The 19,539-nt window shown below is 63.1% G+C and carries 17 protein-coding genes; 6 read left to right on the top strand and 11 right to left on the bottom strand.

Annotation, left to right across the window (positions count from 1 at the left end; translation table 11 throughout):
- Nucleotides 1–55 precede the first annotated feature (55 nt).
- Nucleotides 56–193: a hypothetical protein gene (locus CXY77_RS20305; RefSeq protein WP_199181869.1), complete on the bottom strand. Its 138-nt coding sequence runs from the start codon at nt 191–193 to the stop codon at nt 56–58.
- Between CXY77_RS20305 and CXY77_RS02820 the strand changes: the two genes are divergently transcribed.
- Complete coding sequence (locus tag CXY77_RS02820; protein WP_092341985.1) at nt 143–604, top strand: adenylyltransferase/cytidyltransferase family protein; 462 nt, start codon at nt 143–145, stop codon at nt 602–604. The two genes, CXY77_RS20305 and CXY77_RS02820, sit on opposite strands and share 51 nt — an antisense overlap.
- Nucleotides 605–689: 85 nt before the next feature.
- Here the strand turns inward: CXY77_RS02820 and CXY77_RS02815 are convergent, their stop codons facing one another.
- From CXY77_RS02815 to CXY77_RS02800, 4 genes are all read right to left on the bottom strand, one after another.
- Nucleotides 690–1,979 (bottom strand): right-handed parallel beta-helix repeat-containing protein, encoded by a 1,290-nt coding sequence (locus CXY77_RS02815; protein ID WP_140425461.1) that lies wholly within the window; start codon nt 1,977–1,979, stop codon nt 690–692.
- Nucleotides 1,980–2,169: 190 nt separating this feature from the next.
- Nucleotides 2,170–3,180 carry a hypothetical protein gene (locus CXY77_RS02810; RefSeq protein WP_140425460.1) on the bottom strand — a complete coding sequence of 337 codons (1,011 nt, stop codon included), beginning with the start codon at nt 3,178–3,180 and terminating at the stop codon, nt 2,170–2,172.
- A gap of 110 nt (nt 3,181–3,290) precedes the next feature.
- Nucleotides 3,291–4,355 carry an acyltransferase family protein gene (locus tag CXY77_RS02805; RefSeq protein WP_158252759.1) on the bottom strand — a complete coding sequence of 355 codons (1,065 nt, stop codon included), beginning with the start codon at nt 4,353–4,355 and terminating at the stop codon, nt 3,291–3,293.
- Nucleotides 4,348–5,616, bottom strand: coding sequence for a hypothetical protein (locus tag CXY77_RS02800; protein ID WP_092341963.1), 1,269 nt, complete (start codon nt 5,614–5,616; stop codon nt 4,348–4,350). The genes CXY77_RS02805 and CXY77_RS02800 overlap by 8 nt, the downstream gene beginning before the upstream one ends.
- A gap of 296 nt (nt 5,617–5,912) precedes the next feature.
- Here CXY77_RS02800 and CXY77_RS02795 point away from each other — a divergent pair, with 296 nt between their 5' ends.
- Nucleotides 5,913–7,322 carry an oligosaccharide flippase family protein gene (locus CXY77_RS02795; RefSeq protein ID WP_140425459.1) on the top strand — a complete coding sequence of 470 codons (1,410 nt, stop codon included), beginning with the start codon at nt 5,913–5,915 and terminating at the stop codon, nt 7,320–7,322.
- Nucleotides 7,323–7,340: 18 nt separating this feature from the next.
- Here the strand turns inward: CXY77_RS02795 and CXY77_RS02790 are convergent, their stop codons facing one another.
- Nucleotides 7,341–8,300, bottom strand: coding sequence for a glycosyltransferase family 2 protein (locus CXY77_RS02790; RefSeq protein WP_104087796.1), 960 nt, complete (start codon nt 8,298–8,300; stop codon nt 7,341–7,343).
- Nucleotides 8,301–8,455: 155 nt separating this feature from the next.
- Between CXY77_RS02790 and CXY77_RS02785 the strand changes: the two genes are divergently transcribed.
- Genes CXY77_RS02785 through CXY77_RS02775 form a run of 3 tightly spaced genes read left to right on the top strand, consistent with a single transcriptional unit; the run spans nt 8,456 to nt 11,987 of the window.
- Nucleotides 8,456–9,472, top strand: a complete 1,017-nt coding sequence (locus CXY77_RS02785; RefSeq protein WP_233197185.1) for a glycosyl transferase — start codon at nt 8,456–8,458, stop codon at nt 9,470–9,472.
- Complete coding sequence (locus CXY77_RS02780) at nt 9,469–10,467, top strand: glycosyltransferase family 2 protein (protein ID WP_104087797.1); 999 nt, start codon at nt 9,469–9,471, stop codon at nt 10,465–10,467. The genes CXY77_RS02785 and CXY77_RS02780 overlap by 4 nt, the downstream gene beginning before the upstream one ends.
- Before the next feature lie 5 nt (nt 10,468–10,472).
- On the top strand, nt 10,473–11,987 hold the full coding sequence (locus CXY77_RS02775) for a lipopolysaccharide biosynthesis protein (RefSeq protein WP_104087799.1): 1,515 nt from the start codon (nt 10,473–10,475) through the stop codon (nt 11,985–11,987).
- Nucleotides 11,988–12,009: 22 nt separating this feature from the next.
- Here CXY77_RS02775 and pip read toward each other — a convergent pair whose 3' ends face one another.
- Genes pip through CXY77_RS02760 form a run of 3 tightly spaced genes read right to left on the bottom strand, consistent with a single transcriptional unit; the run spans nt 12,010 to nt 14,946 of the window.
- Entirely contained in the window at nt 12,010–12,966 is a 957-nt protein-coding gene (gene pip, locus CXY77_RS02770) for a prolyl aminopeptidase (RefSeq protein WP_104087800.1), read from the bottom strand.
- 31 nt (nt 12,967–12,997) lie between these two features.
- The gene (locus CXY77_RS02765) at nt 12,998–13,648 is read right to left on the bottom strand and encodes a response regulator transcription factor (protein WP_092341986.1); all 651 of its coding nucleotides are present in this window, start codon (nt 13,646–13,648) and stop codon (nt 12,998–13,000) included.
- 32 nt (nt 13,649–13,680) lie between these two features.
- The gene (locus tag CXY77_RS02760) at nt 13,681–14,946 is read right to left on the bottom strand and encodes a sensor histidine kinase (RefSeq protein ID WP_104087802.1); all 1,266 of its coding nucleotides are present in this window, start codon (nt 14,944–14,946) and stop codon (nt 13,681–13,683) included.
- 561 nt (nt 14,947–15,507) lie between these two features.
- On the opposite strand from CXY77_RS02760, the gene CXY77_RS02755 reads away from it, so the two are divergent.
- Nucleotides 15,508–16,353 carry a hypothetical protein gene (locus CXY77_RS02755; RefSeq protein WP_104087803.1) on the top strand — a complete coding sequence of 282 codons (846 nt, stop codon included), beginning with the start codon at nt 15,508–15,510 and terminating at the stop codon, nt 16,351–16,353.
- A 1,375-nt stretch (nt 16,354–17,728) separates the two neighbouring features.
- Here the strand turns inward: CXY77_RS02755 and CXY77_RS02745 are convergent.
- Complete coding sequence (locus CXY77_RS02745) at nt 17,729–18,574, bottom strand: ABC transporter permease subunit (protein WP_104087805.1); 846 nt, start codon at nt 18,572–18,574, stop codon at nt 17,729–17,731.
- Entirely contained in the window at nt 18,571–19,503 is a 933-nt protein-coding gene (locus tag CXY77_RS02740) for an ABC transporter ATP-binding protein (RefSeq protein ID WP_092341974.1), read from the bottom strand. The genes CXY77_RS02745 and CXY77_RS02740 overlap by 4 nt, the downstream gene beginning before the upstream one ends.
- Nucleotides 19,504–19,539: the final 36 nt, after the last annotated feature.

The following is a 19,539-nucleotide window of genomic DNA, read 5'->3' as shown; positions in this document are numbered from 1 at the left end:
AGTGACCCCTAAGCACCCAAATCACACCCCCCTGGCTCCATCGAACCCGAATATTTCACACGAGATCGTCCCCGGCCGCCCCGACGTGGGGAATCTTGCTGGCGATCAGCTCCCTGGGCGGCTCACGGCCCGACAGAACGGCCTGCGGATCGGTTACGCGGCTGGCGGGTTTGATCTCTTTCACGTCGGACATCTCAATATCCTCAAGCACGCAAGGAGCCAGTGTGACTACTTGATCGCCGGCGTGGTTTCGGATGAAATGCTTCAGCTAACCAAGGGCGTGTCTCCGGTCGTGCCGCTCGTCGAGCGCCTCGAGATCGTGGGGCACATTTCCTTCGTCGATGAGGCAGTCGCCGAGGTCGTCGAGGACAAATTGGAAACGTGGCGCGAGCTGGACTTTGATGTGTTTTTCAAGGGCGATGACTGGCGCGGCACACCGCGAGGGGTTCGCCTTGAGCACGAGTTCGCCGAGGTCGGAGTCGATGTCGTGTACTTTCCGTATACGGTCAACACGTCGAGCACGATACTGCGCCGCGCACTTGACGCGCTCACTCGCCCTGAGGCAGCCTCGCTCTGGCAGCAGCCACGGACCAGTACCTCCTAACGCAACCAGCCGAACCACAACGGGAGCGGATTCCTCGATGAGGGGCCCGCTCCTGTTGTGTGCGCTGCCCAAGGGAATCAGCCGGTCACCCCGGGTGCACCTCGACGAGCATGTCATCCGGGGCGTAGTAGTTGCGGGCCATGGAAACCTTTGTTGATGATGGCGCAATCACGGCGCAATCGTCGACTCGCGTGTTTCGGCCAAACGAGTTGTCAGAGATGACAACCCCCTTGATCGGCCCAAAGTCCTTCTCGGCCAGGTTGATGGAACACTTTCCGCCGTCTGCAATGTTGTTCGTGAAGGTCAAGTTCGAAACGTTACCGCGATCCTGGGTGACCTGCACCGTGGCATTCCACGCGCCGCTAAACCTGTTGCCGTCGATTCGTATATTTGAACCTTCCTGGATTTGAATCGAATCGTCGTGGCTCGGAGTTCCACCCTGATTGGGATCCCGCTCGAAATGAAGATTGTCGTGCAGCCACGAATCTGAGATATCGACGTTGCCTCCCGTCAAATGGATTCCGTCCACCACGCCATGAATATTCAAGCGCGTGGCCGCAAAGTTGTAACCGTAGATCCCCTGAACGTCTGGTGACGGCGAGGAGGGGAACAGCTCCGTGTCGATGATCTTCAGATTGGCGTACCCTCCCAGGTTGTCGATCAGGGCCATGGGACCGTTCAGATTGCGACCGCGCACGATGGAATCTTTGATAGTCACGTTGGGCGCTTCGATCGTGATCATGCCCCGAACGTCAAGGCCGCTGATCACCGTGCCCGGCGTCGTGATGCGCAGGTCGCCGTCGTGCACGGTGAGGTCGGGACCGGCGGGGACGCCCGTATTGGTGGGTCCCGGTGTGCCGGAGTCCGCGACGATGGGGGTCGGAATTGGGGCGGGGACCGGCACGGGCGCGAGAACAGGAACCGGGACCGGAACGACGATCGGGGCCGGAACCGGATTGGGAAGGGGAACCGGTTCAGGAGCCGGGGTCGGTACCGGCGTTGGAGCGAGTGTCGGGTCGGCGGGCGCCGGTCGGACCGGCGGGAACAGCCGCCCGATCAGACGGCGCCACTCCCCGCGGTCCAACCCGGAGGCGGAGGAGACGACGGGGACGATGGTTGTGCGCGCGTCCGAGGCGAACGGGTCGGCATCGCTTTCAGCGGCCTGTGTGGCAGCCACGGCACTGCGGCTGTTCGACGCGATGTCGTTTTCTGCGTGGGAAGACCCGGCAGGGTGCGCCTGGCCCAAACCGAGTGCAACACCGGTGAGACCGATGACGACAGCGGCCGTTAGGGAGGCTCCGGCCAGTCTGGAGGCGAAACGACGCTTCTTGCTGATCGTAGTGATAGCTTTTTCGGCGGGTAAGCCTGTGGACAATTTCGAATTGATTACCATGGGGTTGTTTTTTTCGTGTCCGGCACACGCTTCGGGGCGTGCTGTGCGGGGCCGCCGTAGGGGCAGCCGATCGGGAGCATTCCGTATCAGTCATAACGGTCAAACGGAATGGTGGATAGGCCCATATCGGGCGCAACTTCAGGGCCGTTCGCGGGTCACAATTCCCTGCTCACTATCCAGTGTGCACCGAGACAATCTTGCTGTCGGGTGTGTAGTAGTTGCGCGCCGTGGAAATTTTGGTTGTTGAGGGTGAGATGATGGCACAATTCACAACCCTGGTGTTGCGGCCGAATTTATTGTCAGTGATGACCGCGCCGTAGATCGGGCCGTAGGTTTTTTGCGCGATGTTGATCGTGCATTTTCCGCCGTCGGCGTTGTTGTTGGTGAACGTGAAATTGGAGACATCACCTCTGTCCTGGGTGATCTGGACTCCCGCGCTGTGCGCGCCGCTGATCGTGTTTCCGATCACCCGGATGTTGGAGCCTTTTTGAATCTGAATCGAGTCGTCGTGGCTGGCCGACCCACCTTGATTCGGGTCGTTCGTGTAGTGCAAATTGCTATGCAGCCACGATTGTTGGATTGTGACGTTGCTTCCGGTGATGTGTACGGCATCGATCACGCCGTGTATTTCCACTCGCGTTGCCGTGAAGTTATAGCCGTAGATGCCGTTCACGTCGGGAGAAGGGTTGGACGGGTACAACTCGGTATCGGTGATCTTCAATCCCGAGAATCCACCGAGGTTATTGATTAGGGCGCCGGGAGCATTCATCGTGCGACCTCGAACGATTGAGTTCTTGATTGTGACGTTGGCCGCTTGAATCTTGACCAGGCCGCGTATGTCGAGACCGCTCACGATAGTGCCGGCCTTGGTAATCGTCAGGTCGCCCGAATGCACCGTGAGGGTTGTGCCCGATGGGACCCCCGTTGTGGTCGCGCCCGCCGTCGCGGTGCGGAAGTGTACAGCGGTCACCGCCTGCGCTGGGCTCACGATCCCGGTCAAGGCAAAGGCGGTAGCGGCAATGGCCGAGGCGCCGACGAGAAACCTGCTGCGAACAAAAATGCGGGGGTGTCGTTGGTGCTGGTTAGGTGTTGAGTTGGTGTGGCTAGGACGATGCGAGCGCGTTGTGCGATTTGGCATTAAGTCATTTCGTGTCGTGCACGTTCGGGAATGCGCGTGAAGCAACCGTAGGGAGTCACCGATAGTTATTAGAGTGTTACCCAATAGTGATAATTCGTCAACCTTTCTCGCTGGGCCCACCGTGACGTAGATGCTTCGAGCACGAGATTTGGCTACTAAGCGGATGCTTCGGCTTGCTCAGCCCGCTGAGCCACGGCCGATGTGTCTACCCAGGAGGCAACGGGCACGGTGAAGATTCCCGGCACGGCTGCCAGCCTCCGGTACGCGGCCAACGCAAACATGATCGCAAAGCTGCACAGCAACACAGGAAGGGCCGTAGCCGCCACCGTCGGCAGGCTCACGCCGGTCGCCATCAGGACTGCCGCGAGGGCCGTCATGGGAAAAGTGTGGACCAGATATATCGGCAGAGTTTGGGTTCCGAGCACGCGGAGAAAATCGAACCCGGGCGCGCGGGCCACGACGACAGCCACGCTGACTCCGACCAGGACGGCGAGAATGCTCACGAACAGCAGCACGAACGGCACGCGCGTCAGGGACAGCTTGACCATGATGAGCACGATGCCGAGGTAGACCCCGCACACCACGGCCATGTGCCACCAGCGAATGTGCGGCACCATCCGACGCACACGGGGGCCCAGCCAGATCGCCGCCAGAAAGAAGACCAGATAGCGACCCATCTTGTCCCACGGCGTGTCCGTGTGCAGAATTTGCGAGCCGAACAACACCGCGAGGACGCCAGTGACGGCAACCGGAATGAGCGGATTCCACCGCCGGGTCAGCCACGCCACGGTCAAGAAGATGGGCAAAGCGTAGATGAACCAGAGGTTCGAACTGGGGCGAATGAACAGCGTGACCAGGTTGGTCCAGCTGGCATTGGGCCCGTCGGGGCTGATCGGCGGCAGGGCGAGCAGGAACAGGGTTTGGGCGGCCACCCAGACCGCGTAGAGATACAGCAGCAGCGACATCCGTTTTCGAAAGAGCTGCCAATAGGGCAGCCGAATGGCTGTGGCCGCGAGAATGCCGGACATGAAGAAGAACAGCGGCATGCGAAAGGTGTCGAGCAGGGGATTGAGGGGTGCCATTGCGCCGGCCAGGCCGACCCCGTCGAGGTACATGACCGCGTGGTAGAGCACGACCAGGGTGATCGCGACCCCTTTCGCCACGTCGATCCAGGCTTCACGGGGCCGGCCGGAAACGGCGACGGATGCCGAGTCAGTCACGCGGCAACGATTCCTTCGACCTGATAAACCGACGCAGCCCTGCCCACTGTCGATCGCGGAGTTTCGGCGTCAGTGAGTCCTTGGGAATCAGCACCAATGCCAGCACCAGGATGAGCAGTCGCGCGGCGGTGTACAGCGGGCCGAAGAAGAATACCCAGACGGTGTTCACCACGAGGAAAAGGAGAATTCCGCTGGCCCGGTTCACGGCCACCGCCGCTCCGACGCCCCGCAGGACCAGAAACAGGATGACACCGGCCAGTACCAGCCCGGGGATGCCGAATCGTGCCCACAGATCGCCGAGGACCGAATGAAGTTCGATATTGCCACCGAACATGTAGTTCTCAACGTAGCCGTTGTCGGGGGCGTAGTTAATAGACGCCATTCCCGTCTTGGCTGCGAGCACGTCGGTCGGGTTCAGTAGCGTACCGGCCCCGAATCCGTAGGGTTGATGCGCCATGAGGGAAGCCGTGGCGGCCAGTTCCGGTCTCCCGCCCAGGATGAGTGATCCGGCCGTGTTGAGCTGGTCGACGGTCCGAAGGCGGGTGGCTTCGCCGAACAGTCCTGCAACGATGGCCGATTGTCCCAGGTTGTACACCACGATCGCGAGCACGCCAATGGCTACCACGACCCCGGCTCCGGACCGGGATCGCAGGAAGCGACGTCGACTGGTTGGGCGCATCTGCCAGGCGACGAGTATGGCGGTCAGCAGCAGAATCGCGAATGAGGAACGAGCATCGGTGAGCATCGATAAACCGGTGAGACCGAGCACGGCCAGAAGGTCGAACCACCGGCGATTGAGAATGTGTGCGACGGCGAGGATGACCACTGTGAGGGCGAAGGAGAATCCGAAGCGCCACGGATTGTCAAAAAAGCGTTCGTTGTCGGTGGTGACTCCCGAGAGGAGACCGAGCCCAAACCACAGGGCCACCCAGGGGTCTGGCAACACGCTGCGCGCCCAGAGCAGGAAACCGAAGGAGAACAGGATGCCCACCAGGCCGATCGAATTTCCGGCCAGCTCGCCCGGTGCGATGACATGGGTCGGAGCGGCGAGTGCGGACAGCCAGATTCCAGAGCCGACCGCGACCAGGCCGACCAGCATGAGAGTCAGCGCGCCCCGATACCGACCAAGCATCGGCAGCCAGAGCGGAATGAGTGCTGCGGCAGCGAGGTAGCCCACGGTGATGCCGAGCGGTAGGTCCAAGCGCAACCCGATCAAAAACACGACGATGACGGCGAGAATCTTGCTTGAGCGTGGCACCACTGGTGCAGGCAGCTGACTGGAGCCGGGAGGAAAATCAGGAGGGAACGGCTCCCGTAGTGACTTCTTCGCTGCCAAGCGCTGTGGTGTCACCGGCTGTTTGGTCGTCTCGCACATGTAGGTCTTCGGGCCCCGCACCGGGCCGCGCCCGAAACAATTCGGGTATTGTCTCTGCCGCGCGACCGCATCGGCACAACAGTAGGTCCATGTGGGCGCGGGATCAAGGTCAGCGCCGAGCGGATTCGCCCATTTGATCCCCCCGATCGGGGGTCACCTCCCGCTGTCATGCTGCGTGTACAGTGGCGTTTCAGCTTGATCCAGCCTCTGACCCAACGGGAGCCACCGCCTTGCTCGAGGACGCCTCACCCGCAGCTCCGCCACAACGCAAGGCCGGCCTGCTCCCCAATCGGACGGGCACCGTTTCGCGCAATATGACGGTCGCGTTGCTAGGCAACGCTTTTCCACCGCTCGTCGCACTCTTCTCCGGCCCCATTCTGGCGCAGGCACTCGGAGTGGACGGCCGCGGTGCCGTGGCTGCTGCGACAGCGCCGCTGGCGCTGGTCGTCACCCTCGCCACTTTTGGAATTCCGGAAGCCGTCACCTGGGCGATCGCCCGCAAGCCGGCCTCGGCGCGAAACGCAGCAGGTCGCGGCATGCTCATTCTGCTCGTCGCCGGACTATTCGCTACCGCCGCCATTGTCTTCTCGCCGCCCCTTTTGAGCGGCGGTGACCCGGATGTCCAAAGTCTGATCGTGGTGGCCAGTTTGGCCATCGTGCCGAATCTTCTCGTGGGGATTCTGCGCGGAGTTGCTTCGGCCACAAACAGCTGGCGGCTCGTGTCCGTGGAGCGAATCCTTTCGTCGACTCTGCGCCTCGCAGTGCTCATCCCGTTCTGGCTCACGGGGACGCTCACCCCGCTCGTGGCCACCGTCACTGTTGCAGCCATGCCGGTGGTGGGCGCCTTTGTCTATATCGGGCGGATGCGCAGCCTTGACCCGAGGGCCCTCCAGGTTCCGCCCGAGGCTCGCATGCTCGGTCTCCTCAGTTACGGGAGCCGAATGTGGGTGGGTTCGCTGTCTGGCGTGCTGCTCACCCGTCTCGATCAGGTGCTCATGACGCCGCTCGCCGGTACGCACCAGCTCGGGCTCTACGTCGTGGCAGTGAGCATCAGCGAGCTGCCGCTGATCATTCACCACGCGGTACGTGACGTGTCGTTCGTCAACGAAGCAGCTGAGTCCGTCGATGACCGGCTCAGTTCGTCTGCCCGAATCTCGACGGCGCTGTCGGCGTTCGCCGCGCTCGTACTCGGAGTTTCCATGCTGTGGTGGCTGCCGTTTCTGTTCGGAGAAGGTTTTCGCGAATCGATCCCGATTGCCGCAGTGCTCCTCGTGGCGGTCGTGCTCCTCACGCCGGGCTCCATTGCCGGCGCCGGCCTCAGCGCGCGTGGTCGCCCCGGGTTGCGCAGCCTCGCACTCACCATTTCCTGCGTCATCAATGTCGCGTTGCTCATTGTTCTCGCGCCGCTGCTGGGCGCGATGGGTGCGGCGCTCACGACACTCGCCGGAAACGTCATCACGAGCAACCTGAACCTGTTGTTCCTGTCGAGGGTGTTCGGGATCGGCGTGCTGCAGTTCTATGGACTGCGCCGCTCGGACATTGCCACCATCGGTCGCTACGGCAAGCGGATGCTGCGCCGCAAGACGCGCTGACCGGCATCCGCTTGACTGCTAGTCGCGCACACGTTTGGCAGCGCGTAATTTTGTCAGTCCCTGAGCGCCAAGCAGAATCTTGCGGCCATCTCTGAGGCCGCGGGCGGCCGAGGCCAACGGCCGCAGAGAGCTCAGGAACTGACGACGCCCGCCCTGCAGCAGAATTTCCCAGGCGACCCGGGTGCTGTGACGCCGCCACCGTGCGGCATCCTCAGTCGTCAGGTTGCGTGCGGCAAACAGCATCCGATTACGCACGTTGAAATAGTAATAGGCGTTTGACTTGCCCTGCGCTGTACGCTCGATTCCGGCTCCCTGGGTACCGCCCTCCGCATGCACCGCCACCGCCTCGGCGCACACCCGCACGTCACCGCCGGCCTGCAGCACCCGCCAGGACAGGTCGACGTCCTCCCAATACAGAAAATACTCCGTGCCAAACCCGCCGACCCGACTCCAGAGCGCGGCACTGACCAGCAGGCAGGCCCCGCTCAACCACGGCGTGACCCGCGCGTCGGGGTGGCTCGCCCGGTGCCGCAGGGCGCGGATCCGGCCGTCATTGAGATCGAGGTCGCAACCGTCGAACCACACGGATCCGTCTGGCCGCAGGATTCGCGGGGCAACGAGGGTGAGCGGATGCGCCAGGGCCTCCGCCAGCAGAACCCCCACCTGGTCAGCAGCAATTTCGGCGTCGGGGTTGAGTAGCAGGAACGCGGTGCGACCGAGCTCGAGTGCCCGTTCCACGCCGCGGTTCATGCCCACGCCGAAACCGTCGTTCGCGTCGGACAGCACGACAGCCCAGCCTTCGCGCTGACCCATTTCGACCAGGCGTTCCCTCTCCCGCGGATGGGTGAAGTTGTCGACCACCACAATCTGCGCGGCGGGCACTGACCGAGCAAGGGGGACCAGATTGCTCTCCAGGAGCGCGCAGGACGCGAAGTTCACCACCACAATGGCGAGCGTGTCGAATGCCGGGACGGTCATCCGCTCAGTGTTGCAGATGCGGGAGATGCGGGCCGACTGGAATCGGGAGCTGTTTCGTCAAACTGACGAAAATTCGACTTGGAGGCCGGTGGGGCAATAGAGTGTGTCCGCGCGGCGCTGTGGGCGCCTTAGGCGCCGCCGACGAGAGGGTGGTCGTGACACGACTGACCGTGCTCCAATCATTTCCGCCCCCCCGACCGACCACCAACCCGTACTTGTCCATGCTCGGCAATGCCTTGCGAGACGCGCCGGAGGTGACGGTGTTGAACTTTCGATGGCGCACCGCGCTGGGAGCTCGGTTCGATGTCTTCCATGTGCACTGGCCGGAAATCCTGGTCACCGGCCGAACCCCGGCGCGGCAACTGGCGCGGCAAGCCCTCACCCTCGCCCTGGTCTGCCGACTACGCCTCACTCGCACGCCCATTGTGCGCACCATGCATAATCTGCATCGTCCCGTCGGGCTGTCTCGGCGCCAGGAGGTTCTGCTTACTCTTCTCGATCGACAGACGGCACTGCGGATTCGTCTCAACGAAACGACCGCCGTTGCGACTGGCCTGCGCGCCACCACGATTCGACACGGGCACTACCTGAGTTGGTACGCCAACCATCCGCGCGCACCCATGGTTGAGGGCCGGATCGGATTCGCCGGGTGGATTCGCCGCTACAAGGGGGTGGAGGACCTGGTCAAAGCTTTTCGCCAAACGGATGCGATTTCACACGGACTCACCCTGCGGATCGGCGGTCTGCCCTCGAGCGCCGAGCTCGCCCGGCAGGTGACCGCGCTCGCTGCGGGTGATCCGCGCATCACCATCGATCTCAGGTTCCTGGAAGATCGGAAGTTCGTTGATCTCGTCACGTCAGCGGAGCTGGTGGTTCTGCCGTACCGGTTCATGCATAATTCCGGCGGAGCCCTGGCCGCGCTTTCGCTCGGTCGCGCCATCCTGGTGCCCGACAATGCGACTAACCAACGTCTCGCAGCGGAGGTCGGGCCCGGCTGGGTGTATCGCTACTCCGGAGCGATCAGCGCCACGGCGATCGTGGAGACGATGGCACTGATGCACGCCAACACCGTGCGGGAGCCGCCGAATCTGAATGCCCGTGACTGGGCACGCGCGGGGATCGAGCATGTGGAGGCGTACCGCTTGGCCGTGGCGATGGCGAACCCGACATGACATTCCCCACGAATGCCGATCCGCTGCGCGCGGACCCGGCCCTGCAGGTCGTCACCCTCACCGTGGCCGTGTTGACCTATCTGCGACCGGAGGGGCTGCGTCGTGGCCTGCCGGCCATTGTCGAGCAGGTTCGTGCCATCAACGCCGATCATTCGGTGCTCGCGAACATTCTGGTCGTCGACAATGACGCCGACGGCAGCGCCGGAACGTTCGTCGCGACGCTCGATGCAGACCTCGTGCGCTACGTGATCGAGCCGGAACCCGGCATCGCCGCAGCACGCAACCGCGCGCTCGACGAGACCGGCGACTCCGACTTGCTCGTCTATATCGACGATGACGAGCGCCCGACCGCTGACTGGCTGCGTCCCCTCGTCGCCACCTGGCGTTCATCCCGGGCAGCCGCTGTGATGGGACGCATCGTTCCGGAGTTTTCGGGCGATCTCGACCCGTGGGTGGCGGCCGGCAGCTTCTTTCGACGACGGAGCATGACAACCGGCACCGAAATTGAAGTGGCCGCCACCAATAATCTGCTGCTGGACCTGCAGCAGGTGCGCGATCTCGGCTTGCGGTTCGACGTGCGTCTGGGACTGTGTGGCGGCGAGGATTCCCTGTTCAGTCATCAACTCACCCGTCGGAAGGCCCGAATCGTGTGGTGCGAAGAGTCGGCAGCGACCGACTTCGTCCCGGTCGAGCGGTCTGGCCGACGGTGGGTGCTCATGCGCACGCTGAGCCACGGCAACACCACGAGCCTCGTGGCCGTATTTCTGGCTGAAACGGGGGCGCAACGGGTGGGGGGTCGCGTGAAACACACGATAGGCGGGCTGACGCGCATCGGCGGCGGCTGCGCGCGCGGAATCTTCGGCCTGGCGACCGGGTCGCTGCGCCACGAAGCGCGCGGTCTCCGCGCGGTGTTCCGCGGAGCGGGAATGGTCGCGGGTGCCTGGGGATTCACCTATCAGGAGTATGCCAGGCCCACCTCGACGGTCCAGGACTGATCACGATGGTAAAAACGGCACCGGGCCAGCGCGGCCCCCAGCTGCGCGACCGGCGACCGGACGGCCTCGGTGCGCGAGCGATGCGTGGTGCAACCGTGGTTCTCGGGGGACAGGCCGGCAAGGCGATCATCCAGCTGGCCTCCGTCGTGGTCCTGGCGCGCTTGCTCAGCCCCAGCGATTATGGACTCATCGCCATGGTGATCACCGTCGTCGGTGTGGGCGAGCTGCTGCGTGACTTCGGCCTGTCCTCCGCCGCGATCCAGGCGCCGTCGCTGTCGCGGGAGCAGCGGGACAACCTGTGGTGGGTCAACGTGGGTCTGGGAATTGCGCTGGCCGGTCTGGTGTGCGCCGGGTCAGATGTGCTGGCCGCGGCCTACGGCCAATCGTCGATTGGCCCGATCGCGCAGGCGCTCTCGCTGACCTTTGTGATAAACGGATGCGCAACCCAGTACCGTGCAGACCTCGTTCGCCAGCTTCGGTTCGTCAGGATCTCTGCGATCGACGTGGTGGCGCCGGCGGTGGCGCTGACCCTGGCGATCGGCGCTGCGCTTCTCGGCTGGCACTACTGGGCGATCGTGGTGCAGCAGCTGGCCCAGGCCGGGGTCACGCTGATCCTGCTGGTACTCTCCGCGCGGTGGATTCCGGGCCGGCCCCGCCGGGACGCACCGATCGGTGGGTTCCTTCACTACGGCTGGAACATGGTGGCCGCCCAACTCGTGGGCTATCTGAGCAACAACGTGGACAATCTGCTGATTGGCCTCCGATTCGGACCGGTCGCGCTTGGCACCTACAGCCGGGCGTTCCAGTTGCTGATGACCGGCGTGAATCAGGTACGCCTTCCCCTGACCACGGTGGCCCTTCCAATCCTCTCGCGGCTCAGCGACGATACGGTCAGGTTCGGCGACTGGCTGTGCCGCGGCCAGCTGATGCTCGGGTACACCCTGGTGGCAGCCCTCGCGGTTGTGGCGAGCGCGGCCGAACCGATCACGGCTGTGTTTCTCGGACCGCAGTGGGCAGCGGCCGCCCCGATTCTGCGGCTGTTGGCCATCGCAGGCATCTTCCAGTCCCTCGCCTTCGTGGGGTATTGGGTGTACCTGTCGCGGGCGCTCACCGCCGACCTGTTTCGATTCTCCCTGCTGGGGGCTTTCATCAAGATCACCTGCGTGGTGGTCGGCTCCACCGGGGGCGTCGTGGGAATCGCCCTCGGCTATGCCATCGCTCCGGCGATCGAGTGGCCGATCTCGTTATGGTGGCTGTCACGCCGCACGAGTATTCCGACCCGGCAGTTATTCGGCGGGGCTTCTCGCGTACTCGCCATCGCGAGCATCGCCACGCCCATCGCCTGGTTCGTCGTCGAGTGGGGATCGAGCTGGCCCGCGGTGCCGCAGGTGCTGGCGGCGTTCATCACCGTGGTTGCCACCTACGCACTCGCCGGCCTCCTGGTGCCGCGCATCCGCCGCGACCTGGCTGGCGTGATCGACGCGATGCGCCTCGTACGGGGTCGCGGCGAATCAGCCTGACGGGTGCGCGGCAGACGCCCGGCTAACCAGCGAAGCGGTCCGTCGCCTCGATGATGGCGTCGAGAATTCCGGGCTGGTCAAACGCGTGACCGGCGTCAGGAATCAGGCGGAAGTCGGCCTCTGGCCAGTTCTTGTGCAGATCCCAAGCGGTGAAGGCGGGGGTGCACATATCGTAGCGGCCCTGCACGATGACACCGGGGATCTCGGCGAGGCGGGAGGCGTTGTCGATGAGCTGGTTGGGCGTGAACCAGCCTTTATTGGCGAAGAAGTGGTTCTCGATGCGGGCGAAGGCCACCGCGAAAGCCGGATCGGAAAAGTGCGCGATCTTGTCGGGCTCCTGCAGCAGGGTGATCGTCGAGGACTCCCAGGTGGCCCAGGCGACGCCGGCACGTTCGCGCACGAATTGGTCGGGGTCGTGCAGCATCCGACCGTAGGCCTCGATCAGGTGACCGCGTTCATTTTCGGGAACGGGTGCGAGGAATGATTCCCACAGGTCGGGGTAGATCGCGCTCGCGCCTCCCTCGTAGAACCAGTCGAGTTCAACCGGGCGCAGGGTGAAGATGCCGCGCACGACGAGTTCGGTCACTTGGTCGGGGTGCGTCTCGGCGTAGGCGAGGGCGAGGGTGCTGCCCCAAGATCCCCCGCAGACCAGCCAGCGGTCGATACCGAGGTGCTCGCGCAGTTTTTCCAGGTCGGCGACGAGGGTCCAAGTGGTGTTGACGCTGAGGTCGACATCGGGCTCGCTCGCGTGCGGCGTGCTCAGGCCGCAACCACGCTGGTCGAACAGGATGATGCGGTACTTTGCCGGGTCGAACACCCGACGCTGGTCGGGGCCGGACGCGCCGCCAGGGCCGCCGTGCAGGTAGACCGCCGGCTTGCCGTCTGGATTGCCAGAGGCTTCCCAATAGATGGTCTGATTGTCGCCGACATCGAGCAGGCCGGTTTCGTAAGGTTCAAGCTCGGGGTAAAAGGTACGCATGCGTCGAGCCTATGCCACGCGCCTGCCGGGTTCAGCGGCCGACCAGGCCCTGTTCGTAGGCCAGAATGACCGCCTGCACCCGGTCACGCAGGCCCAATTTGTGCAGAATTCTGCCGACATGCGTCTTCACTGTGGACTCGGAGAGAAAGAACCGCTCGCCCAGTTCGGGGTTGGAGAGCCCCTCGGCGATGGCGAGGAAGACCTCGGTCTCCCGCTCGGTGAGGGCCGCGAGGGCCTGGGCGGCGCATCCGTTTTCGGCGTCGACGAGTGGCAGCTGGGTGCCGAAGAGGTCAAGCAGCCTCCGCGTCACGCGTGGTGAAACGGATGCCTCCCCCGAGACGACCGTGCGGATGGCGGTGATCAGTTCCCCCGGCTCGGCGTTCTTGAGCAGGAAGCCGCTCGCGCCAGCGCGCAACCCACCAAAGGCGTACTCGTCGAGGTCGAAGGTGGTGAGGATGATGATGCGGGTCTCGGGCTGGACCGCCATGATCTGCCGGGTCGCCTCGATGCCGTCGAGCCCCGGCATGCGCACGTCCATCAAAATGACCTGCGGGCGCGCACTGGCGGCGAGCGCGACTGCCTGCGCGCCGTCGCCCGCTTCCTCGACGACGCTGAAGTCGTCTTCGGCTTCTAGCACCATCCGAAACCCCACGCGCAGGAGCGCCTGGTCGTCGACAAGCATGATGCGGATCGGTGCCGGCAGAATCGTGGCGGTCACGTGTCCTCCGCCACAAACTGGTGGACTTCTTCGTCCAGTGTCATCGTCGCGTGCACGCGCCAGCCGTCACGAACGCCAGCTCCGGCTTCGAAGGTGCCGCCGTAGATGGCGACGCGCTCCTGCATTCCGATCAATCCCCGCCCGAAGGACTGGGTGTTCGGTCGCTCGTGCTGCCGACCGTTGTCGCTGACCGTGACCTCGATGGTGTCCGGCATCGAGTCCAGCCGCACCACGACCCGAGTGGGCGTATCGGCGTAGCGCAGCACGTTGGTGAGTGATTCCTGCACCAGTCGGAAGATGGTCAGCTGCACGCTCGGGTTGGCGGGATCACGGCCGCTGCGCTCCAGCACGACCGGCAGCCCGGTGGACCGAAAAGACTCGACCAGGTCGGCGAGCTGGTCGATACCCGGCTGTGGGGCGCGCGGTGCCGGCTCGGTGCCGACATCGAGCACCCCGAGCAGCCGCCGCATCTCGGTCATGGATCGGCGACCAGTGGCGGCGACGTCGAGCATGGCCGCCCGGGATCGCTGGATATCCTTGGGCGCGATTGCGTGGGCACCGTCGGCGAGAGCGACCATGACCGACAGGCTGTGCGCGACGACGTCGTGCATCTCGCTCGCGATGCGGGCCCGCTCGGAGATGCGCGACAGCTGCGCCTGCTGGTCGCGCTCACGGGTCAACTGCGCGGCCAGGTCGAGCAACGAGACGACGTACCGTTTGCTGTTTCCCATGTTGATGCCGACCAGGGTGGCGGCGAGCATCATGATGGCCACCTGGATGGCCACCGGTATCCAGCGCACCTCGTCGGGGTTGTCGGTGAGCCACGCTGCCAGCACGGCCAGCAGCACGGATGCCCCATAACCGGCCCACGCGCTCCGCACGTCCGAGTAGACCGCGACCGCATACAGCGCGAGCAACTGTGCGATGAGGTGGACTTCGCCGTAGTCGGCGAAGGTGAGCAGGCTGAGCCAGGTCAGGGCCAACACGAGCCGCGGCATCCGTCGACGGAAGTACAGGGCAACGGCCAGAACGAGCATGATGGCGGCGTTGAGGAGCCCCTCACGGACGGGTGCAGGCTCGGCGTCGAACAGGTTGAGCACCAGAACGAGAGCCATCGGCACAGCGTAAATCGCCACGACGAGCGCGTCGGCGAGGTGGGGATGCCTGGTCCAGAACCGGCGCACCGCACCGGGAGGGGTGGGCAGGCGCACATCTCCCCCCGGCGGCGGGAATTGTCCGTTAGACGAGGTGATACAGGTCATCTAATGACTCTAGGTGCCCCAGCTCTCGGGCAGAAAAGCTGCTCCGTCGATGATTCAAGGAGCATCCCGTGGAGAGCGGGGTAAAGCTTTCCTTCATTAGGGCTGCCATTGTGCGCCATTTCGAGCGGATAACAACATGCGCACCGAGCAGATTCATTGAGTCTTGGTCGATGGGATTGGCATGTCCGGGTTGAACGGCACCGCGTGGGCGACCGCTTCAATTTCATTTCGACCGACGCACTCACTCGCCATGAAAGAACTATTATCGACGCATATTGGCAGGAAGGTCGGGCCGAGGTACTAGTCCTCGTCTTTCTGAGCTAGTACGCAGGTATGACGCGTCCGATCACGACCTCTATAAGTCTCCTCCTTGAGCCGGATTCGCCCACCGTTTAAACGGGAATAGCCTTGAGTGAATTCACAGACAAGCCCAATTAGAGGCGAGGACTTGTGAAACGACAGAATTAGGGCAGAGTAATGAAAACCAGAGTAAGAGGATCTTGGCAGATACGATTTATCGGGGTCGCAAGCGTTGTAACAGCTAGCCTGCTGACATCAAGTGTGACGTCGACCGCGGCGGCAAGCGCCTCGCCGCAAAGTGCAGGCATCCAGGCATCCAGCGCACAGCTACAGAAAACGATCGCAACGGTTGACAAGACTCTAGGAAAATCGCCAGGTCTAGTTTCGAATGACGCTGAGACGAAGGAGACACGAGTCATTGCCGGTGTAGCCCCCGGCGCCCCGCATATCGAGGCGAGTGGCGACGCCGTTTACGCGATGCTCAGAGCCCTCTCCGCGGATTCCATTGTCAAGCAGTCCGGATCTCAGCAGAGCCTGATCACGGTACTCGAGAAAGGCAACATTGCTGAATTCGAGCTGAGTTTGCCCATCGGTTTTGAACCGTCCATCCAGCCAGACGGTTCAGTTGACCTGAAATCTGAATCGGGGACCCTCACCCCCTTCATTGAGGTTCCTTGGGCCCTAGATGCGAACGGCACGCGTGTTCAAACTTCTTACACAATCGTTGGTGACATCCTCCAGCAAACCATTGCGATCGACGGTGCTGAATTCCCGATCGTTGCTGATCCGAGTATCCAGTGGATTCCCTTTCCGGTAATCGCCGCGTGGGGTTATGAATGGGAAGCGGTGGTAAAGGCCTTAGGTACGATCGCTGTAGCTTCCGCCGGCGCAGGTTGTGCCCTCACTAAAGTCCCGAGCGTGGTTCTGAAAGTCTTTAAGGCTTTGTGCGGCGTCGTTGGGGTTAACACGGCAAAAGACACACTCGCAGCACTCGGGAACTTGTGGGGTTCATCAATAAATCGGGACCAATACACATGCTGGAGCATCCCGATCGGCGGCTTCAATAGCACCACTATCAGGGAGATGCCAGCCGCCGATTGCGCCTGACTCGTCGAAAGAAATCCCGCATAGTGACAATTCAATTCGGCTCAGATTTGATCTAGACACGGTCTGAGAATTCGGCCGTACTTCGGCCCCAAGTGAAGGGGTCCGTTGCTCCCCATTTGGGCGGCAGCGGACCTTTTCCGCACTACTGACGATCCCACCGCCACTGATCCTGACGGCCAATACCGCGAGACGCCTGACGCAGGTTTGGTCCACTGGCCGAAGTAAGCAGAAACCGAGAATTTCAACGCCGCTCTTGGAAAGGTAGCCCCCAGGCACTAACAGTTCCAAGCAGTCAATGCAACGGTGTGGCCTAGCGGACTCCTCGTGAGCTTCGCCGGAAAAGTGAGAATGGGACGGAAACCAAAGCCACCGGAGCAACGGATGACATTCTTCTCGGTGCGTTCCTTTGGTACATCATTGCGAAAGCCTGCGACACTGGCCGGGATATCAAGGCCCACCGAATGTCTCTGGCTCAAGCAATCCCGCGGGGTGGGCCACGGGCGAAGGCGCCGCGGTCGGCTTTGCCGCTATCGCCCGATGAGCGTGAGAGTTTCGCGCGGACTCGCCGCGCAGCGGTTCAGGACAGCGATCGCTGTCGAGCTGAGCCGGTCGGTCTCGACCGTTTCGCGCGAGGCACTGCGTGGCGGCTTGAGCAGCTATCGGGCGGCCCCAACCAAACGTCCTCCGAACGCTCGAAGACGCCGGCCCCGACTGTGGAAACTCGCCCTTGACGATCGGCTGCGGCAGAACGTGGAATCCAAGCTGAACGCGTGCTTTTCTCCGCAACAGATCTCCAAGCAGAAACTCTCGGACTTCCCGGCTGACGAGACCAATGGCGTCTCGTAGGTGACCATCTGTACCTCCATGTACGTGGAGGCATAGCCCGGTCTCAATTCCGAATTGCCTGTGAAACTCCGCACCAAGCGGCTGCGCCGACATCCGCAACGGCGGGTCGCATAGGGCGAAATGAGGTCGCGGATACCCGGCCTCGGTCCGCAGAAGGATCGCCCGGCTGAGGCTGACGATCGACACAGGCCAGGGCATTGGGAGCGTGGCGTGATCGTGGGCTGCTACAGCGCCTCACTCATCGTGACCCTGATCGAACGGCAAAGCGTCTGCTGATCGCTATACCACTGCCACTGCCACTGCCACTGGGTACCAAGAGTGAACGGGCGATCGCGGCGCTCAATGACCTATTCAACGAGTTGCCCGAGCCCCTCCAAGGTTCCGGTCTTCTTCAGGCATACTCACCGTGACAGCGCGGTACGAACGAAATCAATAACGGCCTTCTGCGTCAGGCTCTGGCGCACGTCTCCCCGGCGCACGATCGCGCACGGAGGGAGACGGTTTTGTGCTCATACTTCGATGGTAGGGGTCAGGCGTCGCGGCGCTTCAGCAGGAAAGCTGCCGTGCCGAGGCTTACGGCGACCCAGGCCATGACGACCAGTAAGGCCTGCCAGGATTCCATGGTGTTCGGGGTGATTATCTCCGTGCCCGCCGTGGTGAACAGAAACGGCATGATGTCACCAATCCACTCGACAAAACTGGAAAGTATGCCAAGTACCACCGGCAGGAGCATAGTGATTCCGAGCACGGTTGCGATGCCTCCGGCGCTGCTGCGCAGGATCGTGCCGATTCCGACAGCGAAAACCGCGATGAGGGCGAGGAACAGCACATTTCCGAGCAGCGGCAGGAACACGTCAACGTCGAACAGGTCCGCGGTGATGTCCTTGGATCCCAGAATGGGCATGGCCACGAGGAATGAGCCGACCACACTGAACAGTCCGACCAGGAAGGTGAAGGCGAAGAGCACGATGACTTTGGACCAGAGTGCGGGAAGGCGGTTCGGCACTGCGGTGAGCGTTGACTTGATCATCCCACTGGCGTACTCGCCACTGATGGACAGCACGCCAAGAACAGCGACGATCAGCTGCCCGAAACCGATGCCGGTGGTGGCGACGAGCACAAACAACTGCGCATCCCCCATAACCATGGGGGTACCGGTTGCGGCGTCGTATCCCATGGATTGTGCCGACATGGCGAACGCCATCAGAACCGCGATTCCGAGCGAAGCGACAACTACGAGGGAGAAGGACCAGTAGGTGGAGCGGAGGCTCCACAGCTTGATGGTTTCCGAACGAAGGAGGCCGGTGAAGCTGAGCCCCGATCCGGCCGGCACGAAGGATGCGCGGGTGGTGGTCGGCGCGGTCTGGGTGGTCATCGGGCTGCCTCCTCTTCGGTGTGGGTATCGCCCGTGCGGTATTCCACTTCGTTTTGGGTGAGTTTCATGTAGGCATCTTCGAGCGAGGCACTCACCGTCGCGAGTTCGTGCAGGGAGATCTGGGCGGCTGCAGCGCGGTCGCCGATCTCGTTCACAGAAAGTCCCGTGATCTCGAGCACGTCCGGCTCGACGTTGGTGATGGTCACGTTTTCCTGCGCGAGCAGGCTTGCTAGGGCCGCAGTGTGCGGGGTGCGTACGCGAACCGTATTCTGCGCTGCCGAGGCGATGATTTCAGCGACCGAGGCATCCGCTATCACCCGACCGCGACCGAGCACGATGATGTGGTCGGCGGTGAGGGCCATCTCACTCATGAGGTGCGAGGAGAGCAGCACGGTGCGGCCCTCGGCCGCGAGCTGCTTGGTGAGCTTGCGAACCCACTGCACGCCCTCCGGGTCGAGGCCGTTGACCGGCTCGTCGAGGATCAGTGTGGCCGGGTCGCCGAGCAGCGCCGCGGCGATGCCAAGCCGCTGGCCCATGCCGAGCGAGAATCCGCCGACGCGCTTGCGGGCGACGGACTCGAGACCGGTGAGGTTGATGACCTCGTGCACCCGACTGGTGGGGATGCTGTGGGTGGCGGCCATGGCGCGCAGGTGGTTGTAGGCGCTACGACCGGTGTGCACAGCTTTAGCGTCGAGCAGCACACCGACCTCACGCAGGGGCGCCTTGTGCTCGTGGTACGGCTTTCCGTTGACGATGACCGAGCCGAGGCTGGGTCGGTCAAGGCCCACGATCATGCGCATGGTGGTGGACTTGCCGGCGCCGTTCGGCCCGAGAAAACCGGTGACCTTGCCGGGCTGCACCGTGAAGTCGACCCCGTCGACCGCGGTCTTGCTTCCGTAGTGCTTGGTCAGGGACTGTGCCTGGATCACGACTGCCTCATTCCGGTAGTGGGTGAGGCCCCGTGT

The organism is Cryobacterium sp. N21 (assembly GCF_002929575.1).
Lineage (GTDB): Bacteria > Actinomycetota > Actinomycetes > Actinomycetales > Microbacteriaceae > Cryobacterium > Cryobacterium flavum.
Note: the sequence above shows the minus strand (reverse complement) of the source record. Positions and strands in the feature narration are given on the sequence as shown.